General features: G+C 62.6%; 18 protein-coding genes. 14 read left to right on the top strand and 4 right to left on the bottom strand.

Annotated elements, in window-relative coordinates:
- The first annotated feature begins 101 nt into the window (after positions 1-101).
- The 6 genes from LK542_RS23745 to LK542_RS23720 all read left to right on the top strand — a co-directional run bounded on the left by LK542_RS23745 (position 102) and on the right by LK542_RS23720 (position 8965).
- A complete protein-coding gene (locus LK542_RS23745; RefSeq protein WP_227813852.1) occupies positions 102-1502 on the top strand; it encodes a DUF4214 domain-containing protein in 1401 nt (466 codons plus the stop codon).
- 102 nt (positions 1503-1604) lie between these two features.
- Complete coding sequence (locus LK542_RS23740; protein WP_227813851.1) at positions 1605-3146, top strand: class I SAM-dependent methyltransferase; 1542 nt, start codon at positions 1605-1607, stop codon at positions 3144-3146.
- 211 nt (positions 3147-3357) lie between these two features.
- Positions 3358-5181 (top strand): type I secretion system permease/ATPase, encoded by a 1824-nt coding sequence (locus LK542_RS23735; RefSeq protein ID WP_227799649.1) that lies wholly within the window; start codon positions 3358-3360, stop codon positions 5179-5181.
- Positions 5181-6536, top strand: a complete 1356-nt coding sequence (locus LK542_RS23730) for an HlyD family type I secretion periplasmic adaptor subunit (RefSeq protein ID WP_227799648.1) — start codon at positions 5181-5183, stop codon at positions 6534-6536. Before LK542_RS23735 ends, LK542_RS23730 begins: the two co-directional genes overlap by 1 nt.
- Positions 6536-7870, top strand: a complete 1335-nt coding sequence (locus LK542_RS23725) for a TolC family outer membrane protein (protein ID WP_227813850.1) — start codon at positions 6536-6538, stop codon at positions 7868-7870. Before LK542_RS23730 ends, LK542_RS23725 begins: the two co-directional genes overlap by 1 nt.
- Before the next feature lie 513 nt (positions 7871-8383).
- The gene (locus tag LK542_RS23720) at positions 8384-8965 is read left to right on the top strand and encodes a DUF4214 domain-containing protein (protein ID WP_227799646.1); all 582 of its coding nucleotides are present in this window, start codon (positions 8384-8386) and stop codon (positions 8963-8965) included.
- Between the two features lie 172 nt (positions 8966-9137).
- On the opposite strand, the gene LK542_RS23715 is transcribed toward LK542_RS23720, so the two are convergent.
- The gene (locus LK542_RS23715; RefSeq protein ID WP_227813849.1) at positions 9138-10001 is read right to left on the bottom strand and encodes a sulfurtransferase; all 864 of its coding nucleotides are present in this window, start codon (positions 9999-10001) and stop codon (positions 9138-9140) included.
- A 248-nt stretch (positions 10002-10249) separates the two neighbouring features.
- Between LK542_RS23715 and LK542_RS23710 the strand changes: the two genes are divergently transcribed.
- The 5 genes from LK542_RS23710 (at position 10250) to dnaE (ending at position 17654) form a co-directional block, all read left to right on the top strand.
- On the top strand, positions 10250-11371 hold the full coding sequence (locus LK542_RS23710; RefSeq protein WP_227813848.1) for an acyltransferase: 1122 nt from the start codon (positions 10250-10252) through the stop codon (positions 11369-11371).
- Between the two features lie 177 nt (positions 11372-11548).
- Positions 11549-12370 (top strand): sterol desaturase family protein, encoded by an 822-nt coding sequence (locus LK542_RS23705; RefSeq protein WP_227813847.1) that lies wholly within the window; start codon positions 11549-11551, stop codon positions 12368-12370.
- A gap of 139 nt (positions 12371-12509) precedes the next feature.
- Positions 12510-13178, top strand: coding sequence for a PEP-CTERM sorting domain-containing protein (locus tag LK542_RS23700; RefSeq protein ID WP_227813846.1), 669 nt, complete (start codon positions 12510-12512; stop codon positions 13176-13178).
- A gap of 210 nt (positions 13179-13388) precedes the next feature.
- Entirely contained in the window at positions 13389-14063 is a 675-nt protein-coding gene (locus tag LK542_RS23695) for a PEP-CTERM sorting domain-containing protein (RefSeq protein ID WP_227813845.1), read from the top strand.
- A 93-nt stretch (positions 14064-14156) separates the two neighbouring features.
- Positions 14157-17654, top strand: coding sequence for a DNA polymerase III subunit alpha (gene dnaE, locus LK542_RS23690; protein ID WP_227813844.1), 3498 nt, complete (start codon positions 14157-14159; stop codon positions 17652-17654).
- Positions 17655-17763: 109 nt separating this feature from the next.
- Here the strand turns inward: dnaE and LK542_RS23685 are convergent, their stop codons facing one another.
- Positions 17764-18591, bottom strand: a complete 828-nt coding sequence (locus LK542_RS23685; RefSeq protein ID WP_227813843.1) for a glycosyltransferase family 2 protein — start codon at positions 18589-18591, stop codon at positions 17764-17766.
- A gap of 102 nt (positions 18592-18693) precedes the next feature.
- On the opposite strand from LK542_RS23685, the gene LK542_RS23680 reads away from it, so the two are divergent.
- Together LK542_RS23680 and msbA are read left to right on the top strand one after the other, a co-directional pair.
- Complete coding sequence (locus LK542_RS23680; protein WP_227813842.1) at positions 18694-19935, top strand: O-antigen ligase; 1242 nt, start codon at positions 18694-18696, stop codon at positions 19933-19935.
- Positions 19925-21652 (top strand): lipid A export permease/ATP-binding protein MsbA, encoded by a 1728-nt coding sequence (gene msbA, locus LK542_RS23675; RefSeq protein ID WP_227813841.1) that lies wholly within the window; start codon positions 19925-19927, stop codon positions 21650-21652. Before LK542_RS23680 ends, msbA begins: the two co-directional genes overlap by 11 nt.
- 123 nt (positions 21653-21775) lie before the next feature.
- Here the strand turns inward: msbA and rfbD are convergent, their stop codons facing one another.
- Complete coding sequence (rfbD, locus tag LK542_RS23670) at positions 21776-24040, bottom strand: dTDP-4-dehydrorhamnose reductase (RefSeq protein WP_227813840.1); 2265 nt, start codon at positions 24038-24040, stop codon at positions 21776-21778.
- A gap of 233 nt (positions 24041-24273) precedes the next feature.
- On the opposite strand from rfbD, the gene LK542_RS23665 reads away from it, so the two are divergent.
- Positions 24274-24513, top strand: coding sequence for a hypothetical protein (locus LK542_RS23665; protein WP_227813839.1), 240 nt, complete (start codon positions 24274-24276; stop codon positions 24511-24513).
- Between the two features lie 126 nt (positions 24514-24639).
- Here the strand turns inward: LK542_RS23665 and LK542_RS23660 are convergent.
- On the bottom strand, positions 24640-24791 hold a 152-nt coding region (locus LK542_RS23660; RefSeq protein WP_227813869.1), incomplete at its 5' end, for a hypothetical protein.

The raw sequence follows: 24791 nt of genomic DNA, 5'->3' as shown, positions 1-24791 counted from the left end.
CGATGCTTCGGCATCGGGGTTTTTTTATTGCCGGTGACGACTGTCACTGTTGCAATGAAGAAAAGTCTGTCATGATTGATTGCCAAAACTTCAGACAGCACATGGATACCTACACCGAGGCAGTACAGAAGCTTTACGTCGCTTATTTCAGCCGTCCTGCCGATCCTGCCGGCCTTACATACTGGAAGCAGGTCGTCAGCAACGCTCAAGGTGACATCTCGGCAGTTGCCGCTGCCTTCGCCGCATCACAGGAATATCGCGATACCTATGCCGGTAAATCCGGAGTCGCTGTTATCGACACGATCTACCGCAATCTGTTCGGCCGTACGCCGGAGCCCGCCGGGCTGGAATATTGGGGCAATGCGCTCGATACCGGCGCGATCACGGTCGACAATGCAGTACAGCGCATCTCCGTTGCAGCAGCGGGCGACGATATCATCAGTTTCGCGAGCAAGGTGGCGGCGTCGGATGCGTTCACGAACGCCCTGGATACACCGTTTGAAGCAGATGGCTACGCTGGGATGAAGGCAAATACAGTCGCCAAGGAGTGGTTGGCCGGTATTACCACTGGTACGGCTCTTGCGAAAGCCATTGAACCAATTGCCCTAGCGCAGGTGATCAGCAAGGCCGCCCAAGCCGGGCCCCTGGTCGTACTGCCGAACAGCCTCACCGCCGAGAAAGACACGCTGACCGGTACGGAAGGAAAGGACCGCTTCTTTGGCGCGATCGACACCACCGCCGACTCCCGCTGGCACACCCTCGGCCCCAGCGACGTCATCGACGGCGGGGCAGGGGAGGATACGCTGGTGATCGCCGCTTATACGCGGCTGGACGGCATGATGCTCGTGGGCGGCAAAAACATCGAGACCCTCGAGCTGGTCGGCACCGGCACCGTGTGGATGGACAGCGCCGACCTGGCCGGCGTGCGATTGATCGACGGTTCCGGCTCAGGTGGTGTGTTGGGCATTACTGCTGGTACTGGCGTCACGGTCAAAGGCGGGGCTGCGGATGATTCGCTCAGTGCACGTGGCGCCAACGCGGTTTTACAAGGCGGCGCAGGCAAGGATGTCCTGAAGGTCTATGGGGTCGCTGCCAGTGCCGTTACCCTGACTGGCGGTCAGGGCGAGGACAAGTTCGACGTCAGCGAATTCCGTGCCGCCAATGCCGGCGCGGCGGTCACGATTACCGACCTGGCAAAAGGCGAGCGGATCGCCTTCGCCAGCAGCGCCAGCGCCGATTTCGTCAGCTCGCGCGTCACCTTGATCGACGAAGCGACTTTCGATAACTATGCAAGCGAAGCGGCGCGTGCTGCGGACGCGAAGGCAGCCAGCCATGGCATCGCCTGGTTCCAGTATCGCGGCAATACCTTCATCGTCCAGGACATTGACGGCAATGGCAATTTCGACGGCGGCGTCGATATCATCGTGAAGCTCACCGGCTTGGTGGACTTAAGCACGGCATCTTTTAACAAAGAGAGTGCAGGCACCTTGATGCTCGTCTAGACGATCGGCGCCGGTCTTCCGGCGCTTTTTTTCCATTTCTTATGCAACATTGTCAAATGAACCTGCTAGGATGTTCATTCTTTTTGCAAGCATGGAGATCGTATGTCGGAATGGACTGGAGGCTATGTAGCGGATATCGCCTATACCCACGGCTATTATCCTGAGCTGAATCCGCAACGCCTCAAGCTCGCTTTCTTGAATGCCGGGTATGCCTTTCCCGAGACGGGCACCGCATGCGAGCTCGGTTTTGGTCAAGGTATCAGTACCAACGTCCATGCTGCCGCTTCAGTCACACGCTGGTATGGCACCGACTTCAATCCGACCCAGGCCAGCTTCGCGCAAGAACTGGCTTCGGTCTCCGGCGCCGGCGCACAGCTGTTCGATGAAGCCTTCGACGAGTTCTGCAACCGTCCGGACCTCCCGGATTTCGACTTCATCGGCTTGCATGGCATCTGGAGCTGGGTGTCGGACGCCAACCGCAAGATCATTACCGAATTCATCCGCCGCAAGCTCAAGGTCGGCGGCGTGGTCTACATCAGCTATAACACCCAGCCCGGCTGGGGGGCGATGGTCCCGATGCGCGACCTGTTGACCGAACACGCTGCAGTGATGAACGCGCCGGGGGGCGGCATTGTTCCGCGCATCGATGCGGCGCTTGCCTTTGCGGACAAGCTCAAAGACAGCGGCGCACTGTACTTCAGCGCCAACCCGCAAATCGTGGAGCGCCTGGACAAGCTGAAGCAGCACAACCGGAACTACTTGGCGCATGAATATTTCAACCGCGACTGGGCGCCGATGCCTTTCTCGCGGATGAACAGCTGGCTGGAGGATGCAAAGCTCAGCTATGCATGTTCGGCACACCACATCGATCACATCAACGTCATCAACCTCACGCCTGAACAGCAGCAATTGCTGAGTGAAGTCCCGGACCGGAATTTCCGTGAAACCGTGCGCGACTTCATCGTTAACCGCCAGTTCCGCAAAGACTACTGGGTGCGCGGCCTGCGTCCGCTGACCATGGTCGAGCGGGTCGAGATTCTGCGCCGGCAGCGTTTCGTGCTGGCGGTGCCGGTCGATAAGGTCGCCATGACGGTTGCCGGGCCGCGCGGCGAGGCAACGCTGCAGGAGGATCTGTATCGCCCAATCCTCGAGCGGATGGCTGACCACCGTCCACATTCCCTCGCCGAACTGCAGGAAGCATTCGCAGGCACCGCGATCGACTTCAACGTATTGCAACAGGCGATGATGATCCTGGTTGGCAAAATGGCGGTCTATCCGGCGCAGGAAGAGAAAATCATCAAAGCGGCCTTGCCTGCAACGACCCGGCTCAACCGGATGCTATGCGAACAGGCCAGGTATTCCGACGAGGTCTCGGTGCTGGCATCCCCCGTGACGGGTGGCGGCATCAACCTAGGGCGCGTCGACAAGCTGTTCATGCTGGCCAGGGCCAATGGTGCCAAAACGCCGGAGGAAACGGGGCGTTATGTGATCAATATCCTGAAGCTTAGCGGCCAACGCATCGTCCAGAAGGACGGCAAGGTTCCGGAAACGCCGGAAGCGGAAATGGACGAAGCGCTGCGAGTAGGCATGAACTTCGAACGTATTCTCGTGCCAATCCTGAAGACACTGCGAATCGAGTGTTAAACCGCTATCAGGCGCTTGTCATCGACAAGCGCCTGTCGCCACGATGCGACAGGAGTAGCCCGCGGTTACAAATTCGTCTTATCGAAATATTCAAAAAATGTGATGCACATCACATTTCCGGCAGGATTTGCGCGATAATGTCTCGCTCGCTTCTCCTGCTCAGTCCGTTTGACAGGATGGAAGCGTCTCAATTACGCGTTCATCGGACTACATGAATACCAAACTCTTCAATAAGAAAAACGAGATCGAGCAAGCCCTGCTCGCTTTCAAGAGCACGTTCTGGACCGTCGGAACTTTCAGCGCGATCACCAACCTGCTAATGCTGGTGCCTTCGCTGTATATGCTGCAGGTGTACGACCGCGTGCTGGCCAGCCGCAACGAACTGACGCTGTTGATGCTCACCGTGCTGATGTTGGGTGCTTACCTCCTGATGGTTGGCCTGGAACTCGTACGCTCCTATGTACTGGTGCGCGTTGGTGCCAAGTTCGACATGAATATGAACAAGCGCATCTATACAGCGGCGTTCGAGCAGAACCTGAAGCAGTCCGGCACCAACGCCGGCCAGGCGCTGGCTGACCTGACGAACTTGCGTCAATTCCTGACCGGTAATGCGCTGTTCGCTTTCTTCGACGCGCCCTGGTTCCCGATCTACCTGATCGTCATCTTCGTCTTCTCACCGGCGCTGGGCTGGTTTGCGCTTGGCGGCACCCTTGTGCTGGTCGTACTGGCCATCGTCAACGAACGCGTGACCAAGAAACCGCTGAGCGAAGCCAACGGTATGGCGATCGCGTCGACCACGATGGCGACCAACAATCTGCGCAATGCCGAAGTTATCGAATCGATGGGCATGCTGCCGAACCTGATCGCTCGTTGGTACAAAACCCATGGCAAGTTCCTGCAGCTGCAGGCCGAAGCGAGCGAGAAAGCCGCCCAAATCGCGTCGGCCACCAAGTTCGTGCAGGTCTCGCTGCAGTCGCTGGTGCTTGGTTTCGGCGCGCTGCTGGTCCTGGAAAACAAGATGACCCCGGGCATGATGATCGCCGCCTCGATCCTGGTCGGCCGCGCGCTGGCCCCGGTGCAACAGGTCATCGGCGTCTGGAAGTCGTGGGCAAGCACCCGCAGCGCCTTCGAGCGCCTGAGCAAGCTGCTGGAGGCGAATCCGGAACGTCCCGCTGGCATGGAACTGCCGAAGCCGCAAGGCGCGCTGACGGTGGAAGGCGTGACCGCCGCTCCGCCGGGCGCCAAGACGCCGATCATCAAGGGTCTGAGCTTCGGCATCAATGCGGGCGACGTGCTCGGCGTGATCGGCCCGAGCGGCTCCGGCAAATCGACCCTGGCGCGACTGCTGGTCGGGGTGTGGCCGTCGGCGATGGGCAAGGTGCGCCTCGATGGCGCCGACATCTACCAGTGGAACAAAGGTGAACTCGGCCCGCACGTCGGCTACCTGCCGCAGGACATCGAGCTGTTCAGCGGTACCGTGAGCGAGAACATCGCCCGTTTCGGCGAAATCGACGCGGAAAAAGTGGTGTTGGCAGCGAAACGCGCCGGCGTGCACGACATGATCCTGCACATGCCGGAAGGCTATGACACCAAGCTGGGCGACGGCGGCGCCGGCCTGTCCGGCGGCCAGAAGCAGCGCATAGGCCTGGCACGCGCCATGTATGGCGACCCGTCGCTGATCGTGCTGGACGAACCGAACTCGAACCTGGACGACATCGGCGAACAGGCCTTGGTCCAGGCCGTGGCCGACTTGCGCCAGCGCGGCAAGACCATCGTGCTGATCACCCACCGCACCACCGTGCTCGGCATCACCAGCAAGCTGCTGCTCCTGCGTGACGGTACGGCCCAGATGTTCGGCCCGACCAATGACGTGCTGGCAGCGCTGCAGGAAGCGAACAAAAAGGCGATGCTCGCACAGCAGCAAGCCCAACAGCAGGCAGCGGCTCAGCAGCAGGCAGCACAGCAAGCGGCGCAACAACAGCGCGCCCAGGCAGATCAGGCAACCGCGAATGCGGCGACTGGAGAGAACAACTGATGAAACTACTCAAGAGTGATAGCACCGCTGACGTCGTCTCGCACGACGTCGTTCCGGTGGAAGTGAATACCGACGCACGCCGCTATGCACGCTTCGGCTGGATCGTGGTGTTGCTGGGCTTTTGCGGCTTCCTGGTGTGGGCATCGACCGCGCCGCTCGACAAGGGCGTGCCGCTGTCAGGTACGGTGGCCAAGGAGTCGAACCGCCAGACGGTGCAACATCAAGGTGGCGGCACCGTCCAGGACCTGCTGGTCAAGGACGGCGATGTGGTCAAGCGCGGCCAGGTGCTGGTGCGCATGAACCCGATCATCGCCAAGTCGGCCTTCGACATGACGGAAGGCCAATACCTCACCTCGCGCGCGGTCGAAGCCCGACTGCTCGCCGAGATGGCGAATCGCAAGAGCATCGATTTCCCGGCCGAGCTGAAGCAGCGCGCCAGCGAGCCGCGCGTGGCGGAAGCGATGCGCCTGCAGGAACAGCTCATGATGTCGCGCCAGATGTCGCTGCAGAATGAATTGGGCAGCGTGGACGCCACCATCGCCGGCCTCAAGCTGCAGATCCAGGGCCTGCAGGAATCGCGTGAAAGCAAGAAGGAGCAGGTTACGATGCTGAAGGAGCAGCTCGGTGGTATGCGCGACCTGGCCAAGGAAGGCTATGTGGCGCGTAATCGCCTGCTTGACCTCGAGCGCACCTACGCCCAGCTGAACGGTTCGATCTCGGAAGATATCGGCAATATCGGCCGCTCGCAGCGCCAGGTGATGGAGCTGAGCCTGCGCCGTGCCCAGCGCCTGTCCGATTACCAGAAGGAAGTGCGCACCCAGCTGACCGATGTGCAGAAAGAAGCGGAAGCATTGGCTGCGCGCCTGGAAGGCCAGAAGTTCGAGCTGCAGAGCGTCGAGGTGAAGTCGCCGGCCGACGGCATCGTGGTCGGCCTGGCCGTGTTCACCGAAGGCGGCGTGGTGCCGCCGGGCTTCAAGATGATGGACATCGTCCCGAGCGACGACCCGCTGGTGGTCGAAGGCCAGCTGCCGACCAACCTGGTCGACAAAGTGCATCCAGGCCTGCCGGTCGAGCTGATGTTCTCGGCGTTCAATACCAATACGACGCCGCACATCGAAGGCGAAGTGACGACCATTTCCGCCGACCGCTCGGTCGATGAGCACACCGGCATGCCGTACTATAAAGTGCGCGTGAGGGTGAGCAAGGAAGGCGCCAAGAAGGTTGCCGCTCACAAGCTGAATATCATCCCGGGCATGCCGGTCGAGCTATTCGTGAAGACCGGCGAACGTACGATGATGAACTACCTGCTCAAGCCGGTGTTCGATCGCGCCAAGGCGTCGGTGGGCGGAGACTGATGATGCGCCGCCCCTTCAAACTCGCAGCGCTGGCGCTCGGCGCCGCGTTGGCCGCCGGCAATGCCGGCGCGGTCAGCCTGCAGCAGGCCTACGAGGCCGCGCTGAAGAACGATCCGGCCTACCGCATGGGCTACTACGCCAACGAGGCCGCCAAGGAAAACCGTATTCTCGGCCGCTCCCAGCTGCTGCCGAGCGTGTCGGCCAGCTTCAATGGCAGCAAGAACGTGCTGGAGCAGGAGTCCACCTTTGGCGGCGTGGCTCGGCCGCCGAGTCATTCGAAATACATCAGCCGCTCGTCCGTCGTGCAACTGCGCCAGCCGATCCTGAACCTGGATGCGGTGCAGCGCTACCGCCAGGGCAAGGTCCAGACGCAACAGGGCGCCGAGCAGTTCGAAGCCGATTCCAATGAGGTGGCGGTGCGTGTCGTCGGCGCCTACCTGGATGCCCTGTTCTCCGAAGAGCAGGTGGCGCTGGCGCGCGTGCAGCGCGATGCCTTCGCCGAGACCCAGAAGGTCAACCAGCGCCTGTTCGAAAAGGGCGAGGGCACCAAGACCGACATGCTCGAGACCCAGGCCCGGCTCGACCTGGCCGAAGCCCAGCTGATCGAGGCGCAGGACAATGCCCGGGCCCAGCGCGAAGTCCTGGAAGGCATCATCGGCGGCCCGGCGGGCACGCTCGACCGCCTGTCGGACGACTTCCGCGTCGGCGAGCTGGTCAAGGGTTCGTTCGAGGAATGGAGCAAGCGCGCGGTCGACAACAGCAACGAGCTGGAAGTCGCCCGCCTGGCGGTGGAAAACGCGCGCCTCGAGATCGGCCGCCAGAAGGCGGGCCACCTGCCGCGCATCGACTTCGTCGGCACCTACAGCAAGGGTGACAACGAGACCATCAACACCCTCAACCAGGACAACCTGAACCGCAGCCTCGGGGTGCAGGTCAACATCCCGCTGTACGCCGGTGGCGCCGTGAATGCCCAGACGCGCCAGGCCGCCGCCAATTACGAACGCGCACGGGCCGACCTGGAAGTGCGCACCGACCGCCTGCTGGTGGAAGTACGCAAGGCCCACAGCCTGGCGCAGAGCAGCGTGCGCAAGGTCGACGCCTTGATGAAGGCGGTGGAGTCGGCCAAGCTCTTGATGACGGCGACCGAGCAGAGCATCAAGGGCGGGGTCCGCATCAACCTCGACCTGCTCAACGCCCAGCAACAGCTGTTCACCAGCCAGCGCGACCTGGCCCAGGCACGTTTCTCCTACCTGGTTGCGGTGATGCGCCTGCGCAGCTTCACCAGCAATATCGGCGCCCAGGAAATCCGCGAGATCGCGGCGTACTTCCGCTAAACCTCCGCCATGGTAGGGTGGGCGGATCCTCCGCCCACGCGGTGATTGTTGGCAGCAGATCATCGGGCACGAAATCGGCGCCCGCAGCATTACCGCGTGGGCGGAATCCGCCCACCCTACTGATCCTGCAGCTCCGGCTCAGCGCGCTGCGGCTGAGGTCACTGATCTTGTCCGTTTGATACCACATTTTGCCCTTGCGGAAGCCCTGCAAGTCAGTTTCGCTGGTCTAACTTTTTTACAAACGAACAAGTTTTATCGGCTCCCGAGGACAGTTTTTAAGACCTCGGAAAACCGCTTTTCGACACGCTGGAAGGCGCATGGACAGCGGTTTTCAGCCGTTTACGCTCATCCATAATATAGATAGGGAATGTTGCTGAGTGCCCCTTCCGTCTTGCAATATTTTTCTCTATGTAATTGATTTTCTTGAAGAAATTGACCGCGCACGGTTGAGCATTTTAGCTTGTTGTTTGATTTGTTACGGTATATTTTCATCACTTATTTGATGAGGAGGCCATGATGGCAATTGATTACGTCGCCGAAGTCCAGAAACTGTATGTCGCATATTTCAGCCGTCCCGCTGACCCGGCGGGCTTGGCGTACTGGACGAATATCCTGGAGAAGGATCCGAATGGTTATCAGCAGATGGCTGCGACTTTCTCGGCAACCAATGAATACCGGCTCGTGTTCGCCGGCATGGACAACCGCGCGATCATCGCCGAGGTGTACGACAACCTGTTCGGTCGTCCGGCGGAACAGGCGGGTGTGGATTACTGGGTAGGCCAGATGGCCACCGGACGCATCACCATCGACAACGTCGTGACCCAGGTCGCCGCCGGTTCCCAGAACAATGACCGTCTGGTCCTGAATGGCAAGGTCGCGGTCGCGGAATCCTTCACCTCGCATGTCGATACCCAGGCCGAACGAACCGCATACAGCGGTGCGGCTGCCAACAAGATCGCCATCGACTACCTCGCCGGCATCAAGAGCCTGGACACGATCGCCATGCACATGGACCCGGGCAACATCGATGCTACCATCGCACGCATCGTTGGTACCCCGAGCGGCCTGGGCTTCGACGAGATGGCAGTGGCCTGAAATATTATTTCAAAAACAGACGTTTTCTGAAATTTTTGAGAAGTAGGGCGGGTACAACCGCCGAGCAGTCCCGAGACTCGGAACGACGCGGTATGGCGCAGGTAGCGCACAATCGCAGCATGGTCGTCCCGGGTTGTCAAACAAGGCGCCGGGTGGCGGCGCGCGCAGGGCTTTATTGCGCGGCCGACACCTGTCCTGCCTGTTCCAGCTTCTTGCCTGCGCAGTGTGGGCAAGATACTCCCACCACATAATCGGGCGACAGTTGCTGGCGCGGCGTGACCACGGCGCGGCAGGCGAAGCATTGCGCGGTTTCGGTCGGCTCGAGCCTGGGGTTGAGCGCGGTGCGGTAGTCGAACACGAAGCAGTCGCCCTGGTAGTGGTCGCCGCCGACCTCCTCGAAGTATTTCAGGATGCCGCCTTCGAGCTGATAGACGCGCTCATAGCCGATGTCCTTCATGTGGATCGCCGCTTTTTCGCAGCGGATGCCGCCGGTGCAGAAGGTGACCACCGTCTTGCCGGCCAGCTCATCCTTGTGCCGGGCCGCCACTTCCGGGAATTCCGTGAACTTCTCGATGCGGTAGTCGAGCGTGTTCTCGAAAGTGCCGACGTCGACTTCGAAGGCATTGCGGGTTTCCATCATCACCACCGGCACGCCATCGTCGTCGTGGCCCTGGTCGAGCCAGCGCTTGAGCGTCTTCGGATCGACCGACGGCGCACGTCCGAGTTCCGGCTTGATGAGCGGCATGCGCATCGTGATGATCTCCTTCTTGATCTTCACCAGCATGCGCTTGTGCGACTGCTCGTTCGACAGGCTTTCCTTCCACTCGAGGTCGGCCAGGCGCGGGTCGCTGCGGACCCAGTCCAGGTAGCCGTCGATCTGTTCGCGCGGGCCGGACACGAACATATTGATGCCTTCCGGCGTCAACAGGACGGTCCCCTTCAGGCCCAGCTCGTTGCACTTTGCCTGGTAGGCAGGGCGCAGGTCTTCGAGATTGTCGAGGGTGATGAATTTGTAGGCGGCGATATTGACGTGCATGGCGGAATGAAGAACCGGCAGGAAAGACAGCCGGCTATTATAAGCCAGCTGATCGTGCCGTGCGGGTTACCGGTCACCGCGTGGGCGGGAAAACCCGCTTACCCTCCGGCTGCCGACAATGGTAGGGTGGCCAGGAAACCTGCCCACGCGGTCAAATCACGCTACATAAGCCCGCAAGATTCCAAAAGGAATAGATCATTTCACATTAGAATAGTCGGACTAGAACAACATGCCACCGGCCCATCTTCATGCATTCGCCGAACATCCAGTACAACCCCCGCCTCGACCAGCTGCGCTGGCTTGCCGCCACTCTCGTTTTCCTGTTCCATTTTCACCTTGAATACCGCGGCGCGGGCGGCGCCGGCCTGACCGGAGGCTGGACGGCGCTGATCACGGAAGGGCATACCGGCGTCGGCCTGTTCTTCACGCTGTCCGGTTTCCTGTTCATGCAGATCGCCCTGCACCAGCATGGGGGCGGGCGCGAGATCGTCTACCGTGACTTCTTGCGCAACCGCGTGCTGCGCATCCTGCCGCTTTACCTCGTCATCTATCTGCTGGCGACCTCGATCGGTCGCGACAAGTTCCAGCCGCAAGACCTGCTTTATCTCTTCGTCTCGAACCTCGGGCTGGCCCCGACCTCGGGTACGGTGATCACGGGCGCGGCCTGGACCATTTCGCTGGAATTCCTGTTCTATATGGTCTTCCCCTTCCTGGCCCGTTTTACGCTCGAGCGCGGCATCGCCTACCTGGGCGGCTGGCTGGTCCTGATGGCCTTCTTCAAGGTAGCGGCCTTCACCGTCAACGACAACAGCACGCTGATGTACTTCAGCACCTGGGTCGGCCGCTTCGACCAGTTCTTGATCGGCATGGCCGCGGCCATGCTCTACGGGCGCTGGCAGGCGTCGCTGGCGCGCTTCGCGCCCGTTTTGCTTGTGGCCAGCATCGCGCTGGTAATGTGGGACACGGCCGTGATGCACCGTATCGCGCCTTTCGGCGCCACGCCGAAATCCGGCTTCTGGGTCTACTGGTCGATGATCGAGAGCCTGGGGTGGGCCGCGCTGATCCTGGCCTGGGTGTCGTTCTCTCCACGCCTGCCCGGACCGATCGAACGCGCGCTCAGCCAGGGCGGCAAGGTGAGTTTTTCTTTCTATCTGCTGCACATGGCCTTGCTGCACATCATGGCCGTGCGCTTCCGTCTGATCGCGCCGACGGGCACGCCCCTGGTGGATGCCGCCATCATGTTTGCAGTGTGCTACGCCGGCACCTGGGCGCTGGCGACGCTTTGCTACCACATCGTCGAAGAACCTTTCCTGCGCATGCGGCGTAGTTATGGGGCCGGACGCACCGTGCCGGTAGCCTCTGTTTCGTAGGGTGGGCGGATTCTCCGCCCACGCGGTAATACGCGGCAGCAAGATCGTCGAGCACGTGATCGGCACCGATATCAATCGCCGGGTGGACGGGAGACCCGCCCACCCTACGGCGATACGCGGCCGCACACATTTTCGGCTATCATGTCCGGCATTTCCTGAACAGCCAAGACGACAACGATGGAGTACCTGACCCAGGCCGGCCACAACATGCTCGATTATGGATGGCGTATCCTGTACGTCTCCATGATCCTGTGCGTGCTCGAGCTGATCATCGGCTGGAACAAGTACTCGCTCAAGTCGCGCCTGCGCGGCGCAATGATGTGGACCGTCTACATCGTCATCACGGTCGCTTTCCTCACCGCATTCACCAGTTTCTGGGGCAAGCTCGGCATCCAGCCGCTGGTCAGCATCACCCTGAGCGAATACTTCGCTTCCGAAAACAAGGTCCTCACCGTACTGGGCTGGATCGTGGCGCCACTGCTGTCCCTCCTCGTCAGCGATTTCTTCTATTACTGGTTCCACCGCGCCCAGCACACCTGGAAGTTCCTGTGGGTCTTCCACGCCGAACACCACGCCATCCGCGAAATGAGCGCGTGGAACAGCAATCACCACTGGACCGAAGAGATCTTCCGCATCCCCTTCATGATCATCCCGATGAGCCTGCTGGTCAGGGTCGATCCGGGCTTCGTGCCGGTGCTGGCCTGGCTGCTGCTGGGCGCCCAGGGGCAGTACATCCACTCGCACACCAAGCTGTCGCTGGGGCCGCTGCGCTATATCGTGGCCGACAACCGCTTCCACCGCATCCACCACTCGGTCGAGAAGCACCACTGGAACCGCAACTTCGGCTCCTTCTCGTCGTTCTGGGACCTGGTGTTCCGCACCGCCCATTTCCCGAAGCGCAACGAGTGGCCGGACACCGGGCTGGACGAGTACGACGAAGCACAGAACGTGCGCGAATACTTGTTCCGCCCATTCCAAAAATTGCGCAGCAAACCCTGATCATCCATGTCGGAATTCTTTACATAGTGCAAGTAAAGAGTTCAATCAAGAAATACTAAATGTTTGATTTGCAATAGTATTGCTTTACTGGCATGAAAATTGCATTTGCGAAAACATCTACTTTAACAGAGGTGTTTTTGTGAAAAAGCTGACCACTGCCTTCGTTGCACTCTTCATGACCGTTGCCGCCGGTAGCGCCGCTGCCGTGACGATCACGCCGGCACCAATGACCTTCACGACCAATAGCGACACCGCAGCCCAGTGGAAGCTCGCCACCGCAGCCCGCAACGACGTTCTGGTCGACTTCCGCATCAGCTACACCGGCGTACTGGGCGACAACGACTTCGCCTCCTTCTGGTTCGGCAAGACCGATGGCCCGAACATCGGCCTGAAGGCCAACTGCGGCAATGCTTCCTGCAGCAATGACCTGTTTGCGCGCATGTACGGTACCGGCCTCGAGACCTCCGCCTATCTCGCCAACACCGACATGGTGGCGCAGACCGGCTCGTATCACGTGTTCGGCCGCCTGTACAAGTCGGAAGCCAAGGGCGACTACGACCGCTTCGCCATCTGGCTCAATCCGACCGCGGATGAAATGAAGAAATTTATTACGCCGGATGCGATCGCCAAGGGCGACACCGGCCTGACGTCGTTCACCAACTTCGGCATCCGCACCGTCAACCTGAATGACGTGAGCGTCCGCTTCGAGAACGTGAGCATCAATGCCGTTCCAGAGCCGGGCACGCTGTCGCTGTTGGGCTTGGCCTTTGCAGGGATGGGCGCACTGCGCCGCCGGCGCAAGACCTGAGCTGCGCACCACGCCAGGTAGGCGTTGGTCTCGTCGCACGGGCCGGACACGAACCTATTGATGCCCTCCCACCTGGCGAGTGTCGACATTCCTTACATCGCCATGCATTCGGCATACGCGAATTTACCTGCCTTCACTCTGTAACTCGTGGTATGGCACGGCGTTTGCATACCCGTAGTAGCTACACCACGATAACCAAAGGGGATTTCCATGAATAAACTTCGTATGGCGTTCGCCAGCCTTGCATTCGGCCTCCTCGCGCAATCGGCGCACGCCAGTGTGATCACAGTACCGAACCAGACTCTGACTACCAATGCCAATCCAGCAGCAACGTTCAATTTCCTTTCTCCCGCCCGGAACGACATTCTGATCGAATTTACTGTCAGTTACGACGGGACGCTCGGAAACAACGATTTCGCGGTCTTTTATTTCGGTAACAGTGACGGACCGAACATCGGGCTCAAGGCGAATTGCGACAGCAGCTGCAACAACGACCTGTTCGTTCGCATGAACGGATCGAACTGGCTACCGCAGAACTACGTGAATCCTTCCGATATCGCTCCGCTGCCTGCCACCTACACCTTGTTCGGGCGCCTGTCCAAGCTGGGAACGAGCAACAACTACAACCGCTTCGACCTTTGGCTGAACCCTACCGCCCAGGAAAAAGCCTCCCTGACCGGTTCGGATGCATTCGCATCCGGCAACAGCGGATTCAACGCCTTTTCCAGCTTCGGCATCCGTACCGCCAACCTCAATGACATCACGGTAAATTTCACCAACATCACGGTCACTGACGTGCCGGAGCCGGGATCGTTATCGCTGCTGGGACTGGCGGCTGCCGGCATGGTGGCGATGCGTCGGCGTGGGGCGCGCAAGGCCGCCTGACCCTGGCGCGAAGCTTGGCGAAATCGCCACGGTGGCATGCCGACTGGCAAGTTCAGCATGCCATGCCCGCTCCGGTCGCGGTAAAATGTCCGGATGACTTCCCCGACTTTCACCCACCTCCGCGTCCACTCCGAATACTCGATCGTCGATGGCCTCGTGCGCATCGACGACATCGTCGGGGCCGCGGCGAAGGACCAGCAGCCGGCGCTGGCCGTGACCGACCTGGCCAACATGTTCTGCCTGGTGCGCTTCTACAAGGCGGCGCGCGGGAAGGGGATCAAGCCGATCGTCGGGGTCGACGCCTGGATCACCAACGACGAGAACCGCGACAAGCCTTCGCGCCTCCTGATCCTGGCAAAGAACCGCACCGGCTACCTGCAGTTGTGCGACCTGCTGTCGAAAGCCTGGCTCACCAACCAGTACAAGGGTCGCGCCGAGATCCGCGTCGAGTGGCTGGAAGCCCTCGCCACCTCGACATCCACGCTCGAGCCGGACGTCGACCAGGCCAATGCGCTGATCGTGCTGTCGGGCGCCTGCTTCGGCGACGTCGGCCAGGCCATCGACCAGGGCGACATCGAGCGCGCCGAACGGGCGGCGGAACGCTGGGCGCGCATCTTCCCGGGCCACTTCTACATCGAGATCCAGCGCGCCGGCCAGCCCAACCAGGAGCAGGGCGTGCGCCACTCGGTGGCGCTGGCCTCGCGACTGAAGCTGCCGGTGGTGGCGACCCACCCGGTGCAGTTCCTGAACAAGGACGAATTCATCGCCCACGAGGCGCGTACCTGTATCGCCGAGGGCGAGATGCTGGCTAACGCCAAGCGCGTGCGCCGCTTCAATGAAGAGATGTGCTTCAAGTCGCAGGCCGAGATGGCGGAGCTGTTCGCCGACCTGCCGGGCGCGCTCGCCAATTCGGTGGAAATCGCCAAGCGCTGCAACGTCACCCTCACGCTGGGCAAACCGCAGCTGCCGGACTTCCCGACCCCGGACGGCATGAGCATCGACGACTTCCTGGTGGCGGAGACCAAGAAGGGCCTGGAAGAGCGCCTGGTGCAGCTGTATCCGAACGAAGAGCAGCGCGAGAAGGAGCGCCCGCGCTACGAGGCGCGCCTCGAGTTCGAGAACCAGACCATCATCAAGATGAAGTTCCCGGGCTACTTCCTGATCGTGGCGGAGTTCATCCAGTGGGGCAAGAACAACGGCGTGCCGATCGGCCCGGGCCGCGGCTCGGGTGCGGGCTCGCTGGTGGCGTATGCGCTGAAGATCACCGACCTCGATCCGCTGAAATACAACCTGCTGTTCGAGCGCTTCCTGAACCCGGAACGCGTCTCGATGCCCGACTTCGACATCGACTTTTGCCAGGAAAAGCGCGAACTGGTGATCCAGCACGTGAAGGATCTGTATGGCCGCGACGCGGTCTCGCAGATCGCCACCTTCGGCACCATGGCGGCAAAGGGCGCGATCCGCGACGTCGGCCGCGTGCTCGATTTCGGCTACAACTTCTGCGACGGCATCTCCAAGCTGATCCCGTTCAAGCCGGGCAAACCAGTCTCGATCGCCGAGGCGATCGAAGAGGAACCGCTGCTCAAGGAACGCCTCGAGAACGAGGAAGAGGTCAAGCAGCTGCTCGACCTCGCCCAGCAGGTCGAAGGCATCACGCGCGGCATCGGCATGCACGCCGGCGGCGTCCTGATCGCCCCGGGCAAGCTCACCGACTTCTGCCCGTTGTACACCCAGGGCGGCGACGCCGGCGTGGTGTCGCAGTACGACAAGGACGACGTCGAAGCCGTGGGCCTGGTGAAGTTCGACTTCCTGGGCCTGACCACGCTCACCATTCTCGACCGCGCGGTGAACTACATCCGCGCGCTCGACCCGCAGGACGCCGACTTCAACCTCGAGACTCTGCCGCTGACCGACCGGCCGTCCTATAAACTGCTGTCCGAAGCCAAGACCGTCGCGATCTTCCAGCTTGAATCGCGCGGCATGCAGGGCATGCTGAAGGACGCGCGTCCTGACCGCTTCGAGGACATCATTGCGCTGGTGGCGCTGTACCGTCCGGGCCCGATGGACCTGATCCCCGACTTCTGCAAACGAAAACACGGCGAGAAGTTCGACTACCCGGACCCGCGTACCGAGTCGATCCTGTCCGAGACCTACGGCATCATGGTCTACCAGGAGCAGGTGATGCAGATGGCGCAGATCGTCGGCGGCTACTCGCTGGGCGGCGCGGACATGCTGCGCCGTGCGATGGGCAAGAAGAAGGCCGAAGAGATGGCCGAGCACCGCGAGATCTTCCGCGCCGGTGCGGCGAAAGACGGCCTGTCGACCGAGAAGGCCGACGAGATCTTCGACCTGATGGAGAAGTTCGCGGGCTACGGCTTCAACAAGTCGCACGCGGCCGCGTATGCGCTGCTGTCCTACCACACGGCCTACCTCAAGGTGCACCACACCGCCGCGTTCATGGCAGCCAACATGTCGCTGGCGATGGAAGACACCGAGAAGATCAAGATCCTGGTCGAGGACGCGATCGATGTCTGCAAGCTGACCATCCTGCCGCCGGACGTCAACGAATCCCACTTCCGCTTCACGCCGGAAGGCCAGCCCCGTTCCGTCACCGGCAAGCAGGTGTCGAACATCCGCTACGGCCTGGGCGGCGTGAAGGGCGCGGGGCAGGGCGCGATCGAAGCGATCATCGCCGCGCGGACCAGCGGCGGCAAGTTCAAGGACCTGTTCGACTTCTGCATGCGGGTGGACCGCAAGCAGATCAACCGCCGCACCATCGAATCGCTGATCCGCGCCGGCGCCATGGACGCATTCGGCGTCGACCGTGCCGTGCTGCTCGCTTCCGTCGGCTTCGCGATGGAAGCGGCCGGCCAGGCCGCCGCCGCCGCCAACCAGGTCAGCCTGTTCGGCGGCGACGATTCGGACCTGGTGGCTCCGCCGGAATACGTGAAAGCGACGCCCTGGACCGACCGCCAGAAGCTGGCCGAAGAGAAGATCGCGCTCGGCTACTACCTGTCGGGCCACATGTTCGACTCGTATGCGGCCGAGGTGCGGCGCTTCGCCAAGACCAAGCTGAAGGACCTGGAGCCGTCGCGCGACCCGCGCATGCTGTGCGGCGTGATCACCGGCGTACGCACCCAGATGACCCAGCGCGGCAAGATCCTGATCGTGGCGCTGGACGACAAGACCGGCGTGGTCGAAGTGACGATCTACAGCGAGCTGCTGGAAGCGAACAAGAACATCTTCAAGGAAGACGAATTCCTGCTGGTGGTCGGCAAGGTATCCGAAGACCGCTTCAACGGCGGTCTGCGCATCACGGCCGAAAAGGTGTTCGACATCGCCGCGGCGCGCATCCAGTACGGCTTCAAGCTGGAAATGGACGTGGGCTGCGACCTGAACCCGGCCAAGCTGGCCGAGGTGCTGCAGCCCTACCGCCAGCAGGACGGCCTACCGGTCAGCCTGCGCATCAAGCCGCAGGGGGTGGAAGCGATCCTGCAGCTGGGCGACGACTGGCGGGTGGCGCCGTCGGATACGCTCAAGCAGCAGCTGGAGCTGACGCTAGGCGCCAAAGACGTCGCAGTCGAATATTGATGTTCGTAGCGTGGGCGGATTTCTCCCCCCACGCGGACAAATTACGGTAATTCCGCCCGCGCGTCTGCTTTGAAGCTGGCTGACCGCGTGGGCGGCGAAGCCGCCCACCCTACGCACTGCAATGCTCGCGTAGTCCGCGCACCGCTTGCGTGGTCTTGTCCTCCGCCCTTTGCAGCACCACCTTCCGGTTGCTCGATTCCTCATCCCGCTTCGCCTCCCGGTGCCATAGGTGCAGCACCTCGGTGGCCAGCGCCCCGTCCTTCCTCAGCACGCCCGCATGGAACAGGCGCACCACCAGGTCCGAATCCTCATGTCCCCAGCCCACGAAACTCTCGTCGAAGCCATTGACCTTCTCCAGGTCCGAGCGCCACACGGCCAGGTTGCAGCTCTTGATCCGGCGCCAGCTGAACTTGCGCCGCACGCGGCCGACATCCGGCCAGCGCAGCATCGTCTGCAGCACCTTGTTCATGTCGCCGCGCAGGCGGTAGCGCAGGCGTTCGGCGAAACCCAGGTCGGCGACGTCGATGTGCTCGCGCAGGACGCGCTCCGTCAGCGCCTGGCTCAGGAGGATGCGGCTGCCGGAAACGAGGAAGCCTGGCCGTGCCAGCGCCCGGTGCCGCCGGATGAAGTCGCGCTGCGGCACGCAGTCGCCGTCCAGGAAAATGATATAGTTGCCGGTTGCCGCAAGCGTGCCGCGGTTGCGCGCCATGGCGGCGCGGAAGCCTTCGTCCGGCTGCCACACGTGTTTCAAAGGCACCGGCGAGCGCGCGGCGAGGGCGGCGATGGTGTCCCGCGTGTTGGCAGTCGAGCCGTCATCAGCGATAATGATTTCAAAATTCTTGTCATCCTGCATGAAACAGGCTTCCACCACCGCTGCCAGGGCATCCGGGCGGTTGTAGGTGGTGATCACGACAGAGATGGTCGGGGCGTGGTGCATGAAGTTCCGCTCAGTTAGAACGCATAAAAGCGCGCGCAAGGTTGGCAAGAATATCCCACAAGAACATGAATGAACAATAATCCGACGAAAATCGGAGTGCCGATGCAGCGTTGGATCGGCTTCCTGATTTTCCTGTTCCCTTTCCTCAGTCTCATCACCCCGTCCGGTATCGGCTTTTCCAGCCTGGTGTTCGTGCTCGCCCTGCTGTGCGTGCCGCACCGGGCGTGGGCCGCCATCAAGCCGCACTGGCTCGAGATCCGCTGGGTCGTGATGGCATTCGCCTTCTACTTCCTGCTGGCGCTGGCCAGCGTGCTGCTGCGTCCCGAAGCCAGCTGGGGCTACCTCGACAAGCCGTCGCGCATGTTCCTGGGTCTCTCGGCCATGCTGCTGGTGGTGCTGGCGCGGCCCCCGCGCGCCAGCCTGTGGTGGGGCGTGATCGCGGGCAGTGTCGCTGCGCTGCCTTTCATCGGCTACCAGAAGCTCGTGCTCGAGATCTACCGGCCGGGCGGCTTCCTCAATCCGATCACCTTCGGCGACATCGCGCTGTGCCTGGCGCTGGTGGCGCTGGCCGCCGCCATCGACTTCCGCCACAGCACCCGCAAGGCCATCCTGCCGGCGCTCGGTGCGCTGGCCGGACTCGCGAGCACGCTCCTGAGCGGCACCCGCGGCGGCTGGATCGCACTGGTGCTGGCGGCCATCCTGTTCCTCACCTATGCACGCCTGCTGCGCAGCCGGCGCGTGCGCCTGCTCCTGATCGGCAGCTTCGCGCTGTTCGCCTCGACCTTCTTCATTCCCGCCTTCGGGGTCCAGGAGCGGGTCGGGCAGGGCGTGCACGACGTGCAGACCTGGCTCGATGGCGGCAGCGCGCTGTCGAACGTCGGCATCCGCCTCGAGTTGTGGAAGGGTGCGCGCACGATCATCGCGGAGAACCCGGTATTCGGCCTCGATCCCTTGAGTGTGCGCGCCGAGCTGCGCAAGCTGGCGGAGCAGGGTGCGATCCAGGACGTGGTGCTGCCCTTCGAGCACCTGCACAACGACCTGCTGCAGGCCCAGGCCAGCGGCGGCATATTCGGCCTGCTGGCCTACCTCGGCATCCTCGGTGCGCCCTTCGCCTTCTTCGCGCGCGCGGCGGGCCAGGGCCGCTCGCAATCCTCCCCCCAGTTCGCACCGGCCCTGGCCGGGATGCTGGTGGTGCTCAGTTACTTCGGCTTCGGGCTCACCGAAGTCATCTTCTGGTCCCTGAAAGGCAGCATGTTCTACGTGCTCATGGTGGCCCTGCTCATGGGCTTCTGTTTGACTGCGAAAGAACTGGAAAATAGCGTGGAAAATAAGCGTGGACAATAAAATCGTCGTCAAACGCCTGCTGGCCGTCGTCCGGCCCTACCAGGGGCGCGCCTGGCTGGCGCTGCTCTCGATGGCGCTCACCGCCGCCACCCAGCCGCTGCTGGGCTGGGCGCTCAAGCTCCTGATCGATCTCGGCTTCGAGGAAAAGGTGCCGTTCAGCCTGTGGTGGATCCCCGGCATCCTGGTCGGGATCTTCGTGCTGCGCGGCGTCGGTACCTTTTCGACCGCCTACTTCAACAACTGGGTCATCAGCCGCGTGCTCAACGACCTGCGCGCGATGGTGTTCGACCGCGTGCTGCAGCTGCCCGTGGCGCGCTTCCAGGAAGAGTCGACGGGCAAGATCATCAACACCGTGGTGGCCGACGTGCGCCAGGTGGTCGACATGCTGCAGTCGGTGTTCGTGGCCTGCGTGCGCGACACCCTGGTGGTGGTCGGCCTGCTCGGCGCGCTGCTCTGGATGAACTGGAAGCTGACCCTGGTGGCGGTGATCGTCGTTCCGCTCACCGCCGTGATCGTGCGCACCACCACCGGACGCCTGCGCCGCCTGAACCGCGAGAACCAGCGCGTGACGGCGGAGATGACCCAGGTGGTCGAGGAAGCCACGCGCGGCCACCAGGTGATCCGCGTGTTCTCGGGCGAGCGCTACGAGCGCGCACGCTTCCACGCCCGCAGCGAAGCCCTGCGCGGCTTCTCGCAGCGCATGACGGTGGCCTTTGCCGCTACCACTCCCGTGACCCAGATCGCCACCGCGATGGCCCTGTCGCTGGTGATCGTGCTGGCCATCCAGGCCAACCTGAGCCAGGGCGAATTCGTGCAGTTCGTGACCTACATGCTGATGCTGCTCACGCCCCTCAAGTCGCTGGCCGAGGTCAACGGCCCGATGCAGCGCGGGATGATCGCAGCCGAGACAGTGTTCACCATGATCGATTCGCCGGCCGAATCCGACACCGGCACGCGCGAGCTTGGCCGCGCCCGGGGCCACGTGCGCCTGGAGAACGTCAGCTTCCGCTATCCGAACGCCGCCAACCCGGCGCTGCGCGACGTCACGCTCGACGTGCAGCCGGGCCAGACGGTGGCGCTGGTCGGCATTTCGGGCGGCGGCAAGTCGACCTTCGTGAACCTGGTGACGCGCTTCTACGATCCGGAAGCGGGGCGCCTGCTGCTGGACGGCGTGCCCTACCAGGACATCCGCCTGGCCAGCCTGCGCGCCCAGCTGGCGATGGTGAGCCAGAACGTGGTGCTGTTCGACGACACGCTGGCCGCCAACATCGCCTATGGTGTGGAGAAGATCGACTACGAGCGCCTGGCGGCGGCCGTGAAGGCGGCGCACCTGACGGACGTGGTGGCCAAGCTGGAAAACGGCGTCGAGACCCGCATCGGCGAGAACGGCATGCGCCTGTCGGGCGGCCAGCGCCAGCGCGTGGCGATCGCCCGTGCGATCTACAAGGACGCGCCGATCCTGATCCTGGACGAAGCGACTTCCGCGCTCGACAACGAATCGGAGCGCGCCGTGCAGGCGGCGCTGGAAACCCTGATGGCCGGCCGCACCACGATCGTGATCGCGCACCGGCTGTCGACCATCGAGCGGGCCGACCGGATCGTCGTGATGGAACAGGGGCGCATCGTGGAGCAGGGGACGCACGCGGAGCTGCTGGATGCGAATGGGACGTATGCGAATTTGTATCGCTTGCAGTTCGTGGCCGCGGATGAGGCGTAGGGTGGGCGGCTTAGCCGCCCACGCGGTGATCGCTGCGGCTTGATATGTCGCGGCCGTGCTGGCAGTAGTTGAACGCGTGGGCAGGAAACCTGCCCACCCTACGAACATCCGACCGCCGACGGGTCAGCTGGCGTAATGCGCCGCTTCCCCCGGCACCTCCGCATCCCGCCCATGCGCCCGGTCCTGCACCGCCTCCACATACCGGCGCAGCGCATCGTCCAGCGACGGCAGCATCAGGGCCCGTTCGCTCGACAGCGCACTGTATTCCGGCCGGCGCGCCACCTGGCCGCAGGCCTCGGACGAGACCACTTCCAGCCTTGACGCATCCACCCCTGCCGCTTCGCAGGCTTGCTTGGCCAGGTCGGCCCAGCTCACGGCTTGCGCATTGGTCAGGTGCCAGACGCCGCGTTCGCGGTCGATCAGCAGGTCGAGCGAGACATTGACCAGGTCCGGCACGTAGGTCGGCGAGACGGTCATGTCACCCGCCGCCTGGAAGGGCAGGCCGGCTTCCAGCGCGTTGAGCGCCTGGGTCACGAAGTTGTGGCGGTCCCAGGGGCCGAAGAAGGCGCTGGTGCGGATCACCAGGGCCTGCGGGTCGGCGTCCAGCACGCGCTGCTCGGCTTCCATCTTGCTGCGGCCGTAGACGCCGAGCGGATTCATGGCGTCCGACTCGACATACGGGGCGCCCTTGGTGCCGTCGAATACCAGGTCGGTGGAGAAGGTCATGAAGCGCAGCTGGTGGCGGATGCAGGCCAGCGCCAGCACCGTCGGTCCCAGCGTGTTTTCGCGCATGCAGCGTTCCTCGTCGCCCTCGGCCTCGTCCACGCGCACGTAGCCGCCGGCGTTGATGATCGCCCATGGCTTGTAGCGCTGGATCGCCGCTTCGACCGATGCGGGATCGGTGATGTCCATCTCCTGGCGCGTCAGCACGTGGTAGGCCAGGTTGCGCTTCTTGCAGAGACGGGCATAGGCCGAGCCCAGGGTGCCGGTAGCGCCGGTGATCAGGATCGGCTGCACCACGTTCGACTTGAACTGGCTGCGGATCGCCAGGTCTGCAACAGCGGACGGGGTGGCAACCGGCTTGCACAGGAAGCGGTCCGGACGGCGCCACCAGCCTTCGCCCTGCAGCACCGGATTGGTCAGCGGGCGGCCGGTCGACAGTTCGCGCATCAGGGTGGCCACCGCGGTCGGACGCGGTTCGCCGCCACGCACGTCGAACGGACCCGGCTCGTAGTAGCCGCGGCATTCGGTGACCAGGCAGTTCCAGTCGTAGGAGCCGAGCAGGGCCCAGACCGTCACGGCGCGCACGTCGGCGCCCTGCTGGCGGGCGCTACGCGCCGCATTCCAGATCTCGAGCAGCCAGCGCATCTGGTCTTCGCGGTTGGCGTCGATGTGCGCTTCGGTGATGGCGATCGGCAGGCCGTAGCGCTCCCAGGTTTCCATCAGCAGCGGCGCGATGCCCGGCGTCGGCGTGGCCAGCGCGCGCGGCGTCTCGATGTCGGCGTGCGGGATGCCGCGATAGACGTGGCGCCGGTTCTCCGGATAGCGCTCGGGACGATGGTCGAGCCAGCGCTCGCTGGTGGCGTAGTAGTTGACGCCGATGATATCGGGCGGGCAGGGATTGTCGCGGAACCAGAGCAGTTCTTCCTCAGTAGCGTTCGACTCCAGCAGGTAGCCCCACAGCGCGTGGTTCTGGTCGACTTTCCCGCACATCAGGTCCCAGCCGAGCCAGCGGCGGTCGTTGAAGAAGCTGACCACTTCCTGCATCTCCGGGGTGCCATAGGTCTTCGACAGGTCGTCGGTGGCGACCAGCTTGGCATTCGGATTGACTTCGCGGATCGCCCGCATTGCCAGCACGGTGGCGCGGCATTCGTTGATCAGGGCGCGGATAAAGGTCGCTTCGTCGCTGCCGTGCGGGTACCACACGCCTGCCAGACCGGAAAAGCGCGCCGTGGTCAAGGGTTCGTTGACCGGGGTGTAGTACTCGGCCCAGGGGTAGCGACGGGCTACCGCGCCGGCGTACTCGGCGAGCTTTTCGGGGAAGGCTGGATCGACCAGGCTGGTGTCGCGTGGACCGCTGCCATGGTGCAGGAGGCCGACGATCGGCGTGACGCCCAGCTGCTGCAGGGCGGGGAGGCGCTCGTCCGACCACGACCAGTCGGCGGACTCGATGCCATCGGGAGCGGTGCGTTCCCACAGCACCGGGTAACGGATAGCCTTGATGCCGAGCGAGGCGAAACGATCGATGTCCTGCAGGCGCTCAGCGTGACCATTACGGTCCATCTGGCTGAAGTAATTGTCGCGCACACGGTTTACGGTGCATTCGAGTCCACCCCAGAGTTCGAGCTCCGGGCTTCGGTTCGGCTGGTTAACCATCTCAGTGTTCATGTTCTGACCCGCTATTTGTGAAGACAGGCTCCAGCCTAATTGGCCACTGCGATGGGTTGTGTGAAATGGCACACATAAAAAGGCTTTTTCGGACAAGTCCTACTTTTTGTAAGCATGTTCCGCTTTTCTGGGGCTAACTTCTGCTATCTGGAAATTTCTATCGGCATCAAACCATGTTTACCGGTGCGCCGTGCACCCGGCGAAGCGGCGACAATGTGGCCAAACAGGAGGACATGATGTACATGGTGTACTGGACGATCGTCGAAGCCGACAAATGCACGCCGCACGAGAAGCTGTTCGAGACGACCGATATGGTGGCGGCAATGCAGTACATGGAAGAGCTGCGCAAGCGCCAGCGCGAAGGGGAGGGCATACGCTTCATCACTATGTCGTCCGAGCACCCGGACCTGGTGGGCCATCCGGGCGTGGACGTGACGGGGCCGGAGTACAACTGGAAGAAGCGGCGCCGGTAGGGTGGGCGGCTCGTGATCTGGTCCCCCGGACCAGATCACCCCACGCGGTGATCGCTATCGGCTCCGTTTTCGTGCCGGATGATCTTGCTGCAAACTATCACCGCGTGGGCGGTCAAGCCGCCCACCCTACGGGAGTCTACTCTTGAGCACCTTGCCGCTCGGCGCAGCAGGCAGGGCATCCATGAACACGATGCGCGAGGGCCGCTTGTAGGGCGCCAGGCGCGTCTGCAGCCAGTCCCGCAGCGCCGCCGCGTCGATATCGCCGGTACGCTCCACGT

Origin of the sequence: Massilia sp. IC2-477 (genome assembly GCF_020707265.1) — a bacterium.
In the GTDB taxonomy this organism is placed as follows: Bacteria; Pseudomonadota; Gammaproteobacteria; order Burkholderiales; family Burkholderiaceae_D; genus Telluria.
The sequence above is the reverse complement of the archived record's forward strand: the minus strand, read 5'-3'. Positions and strand labels throughout refer to the sequence as shown.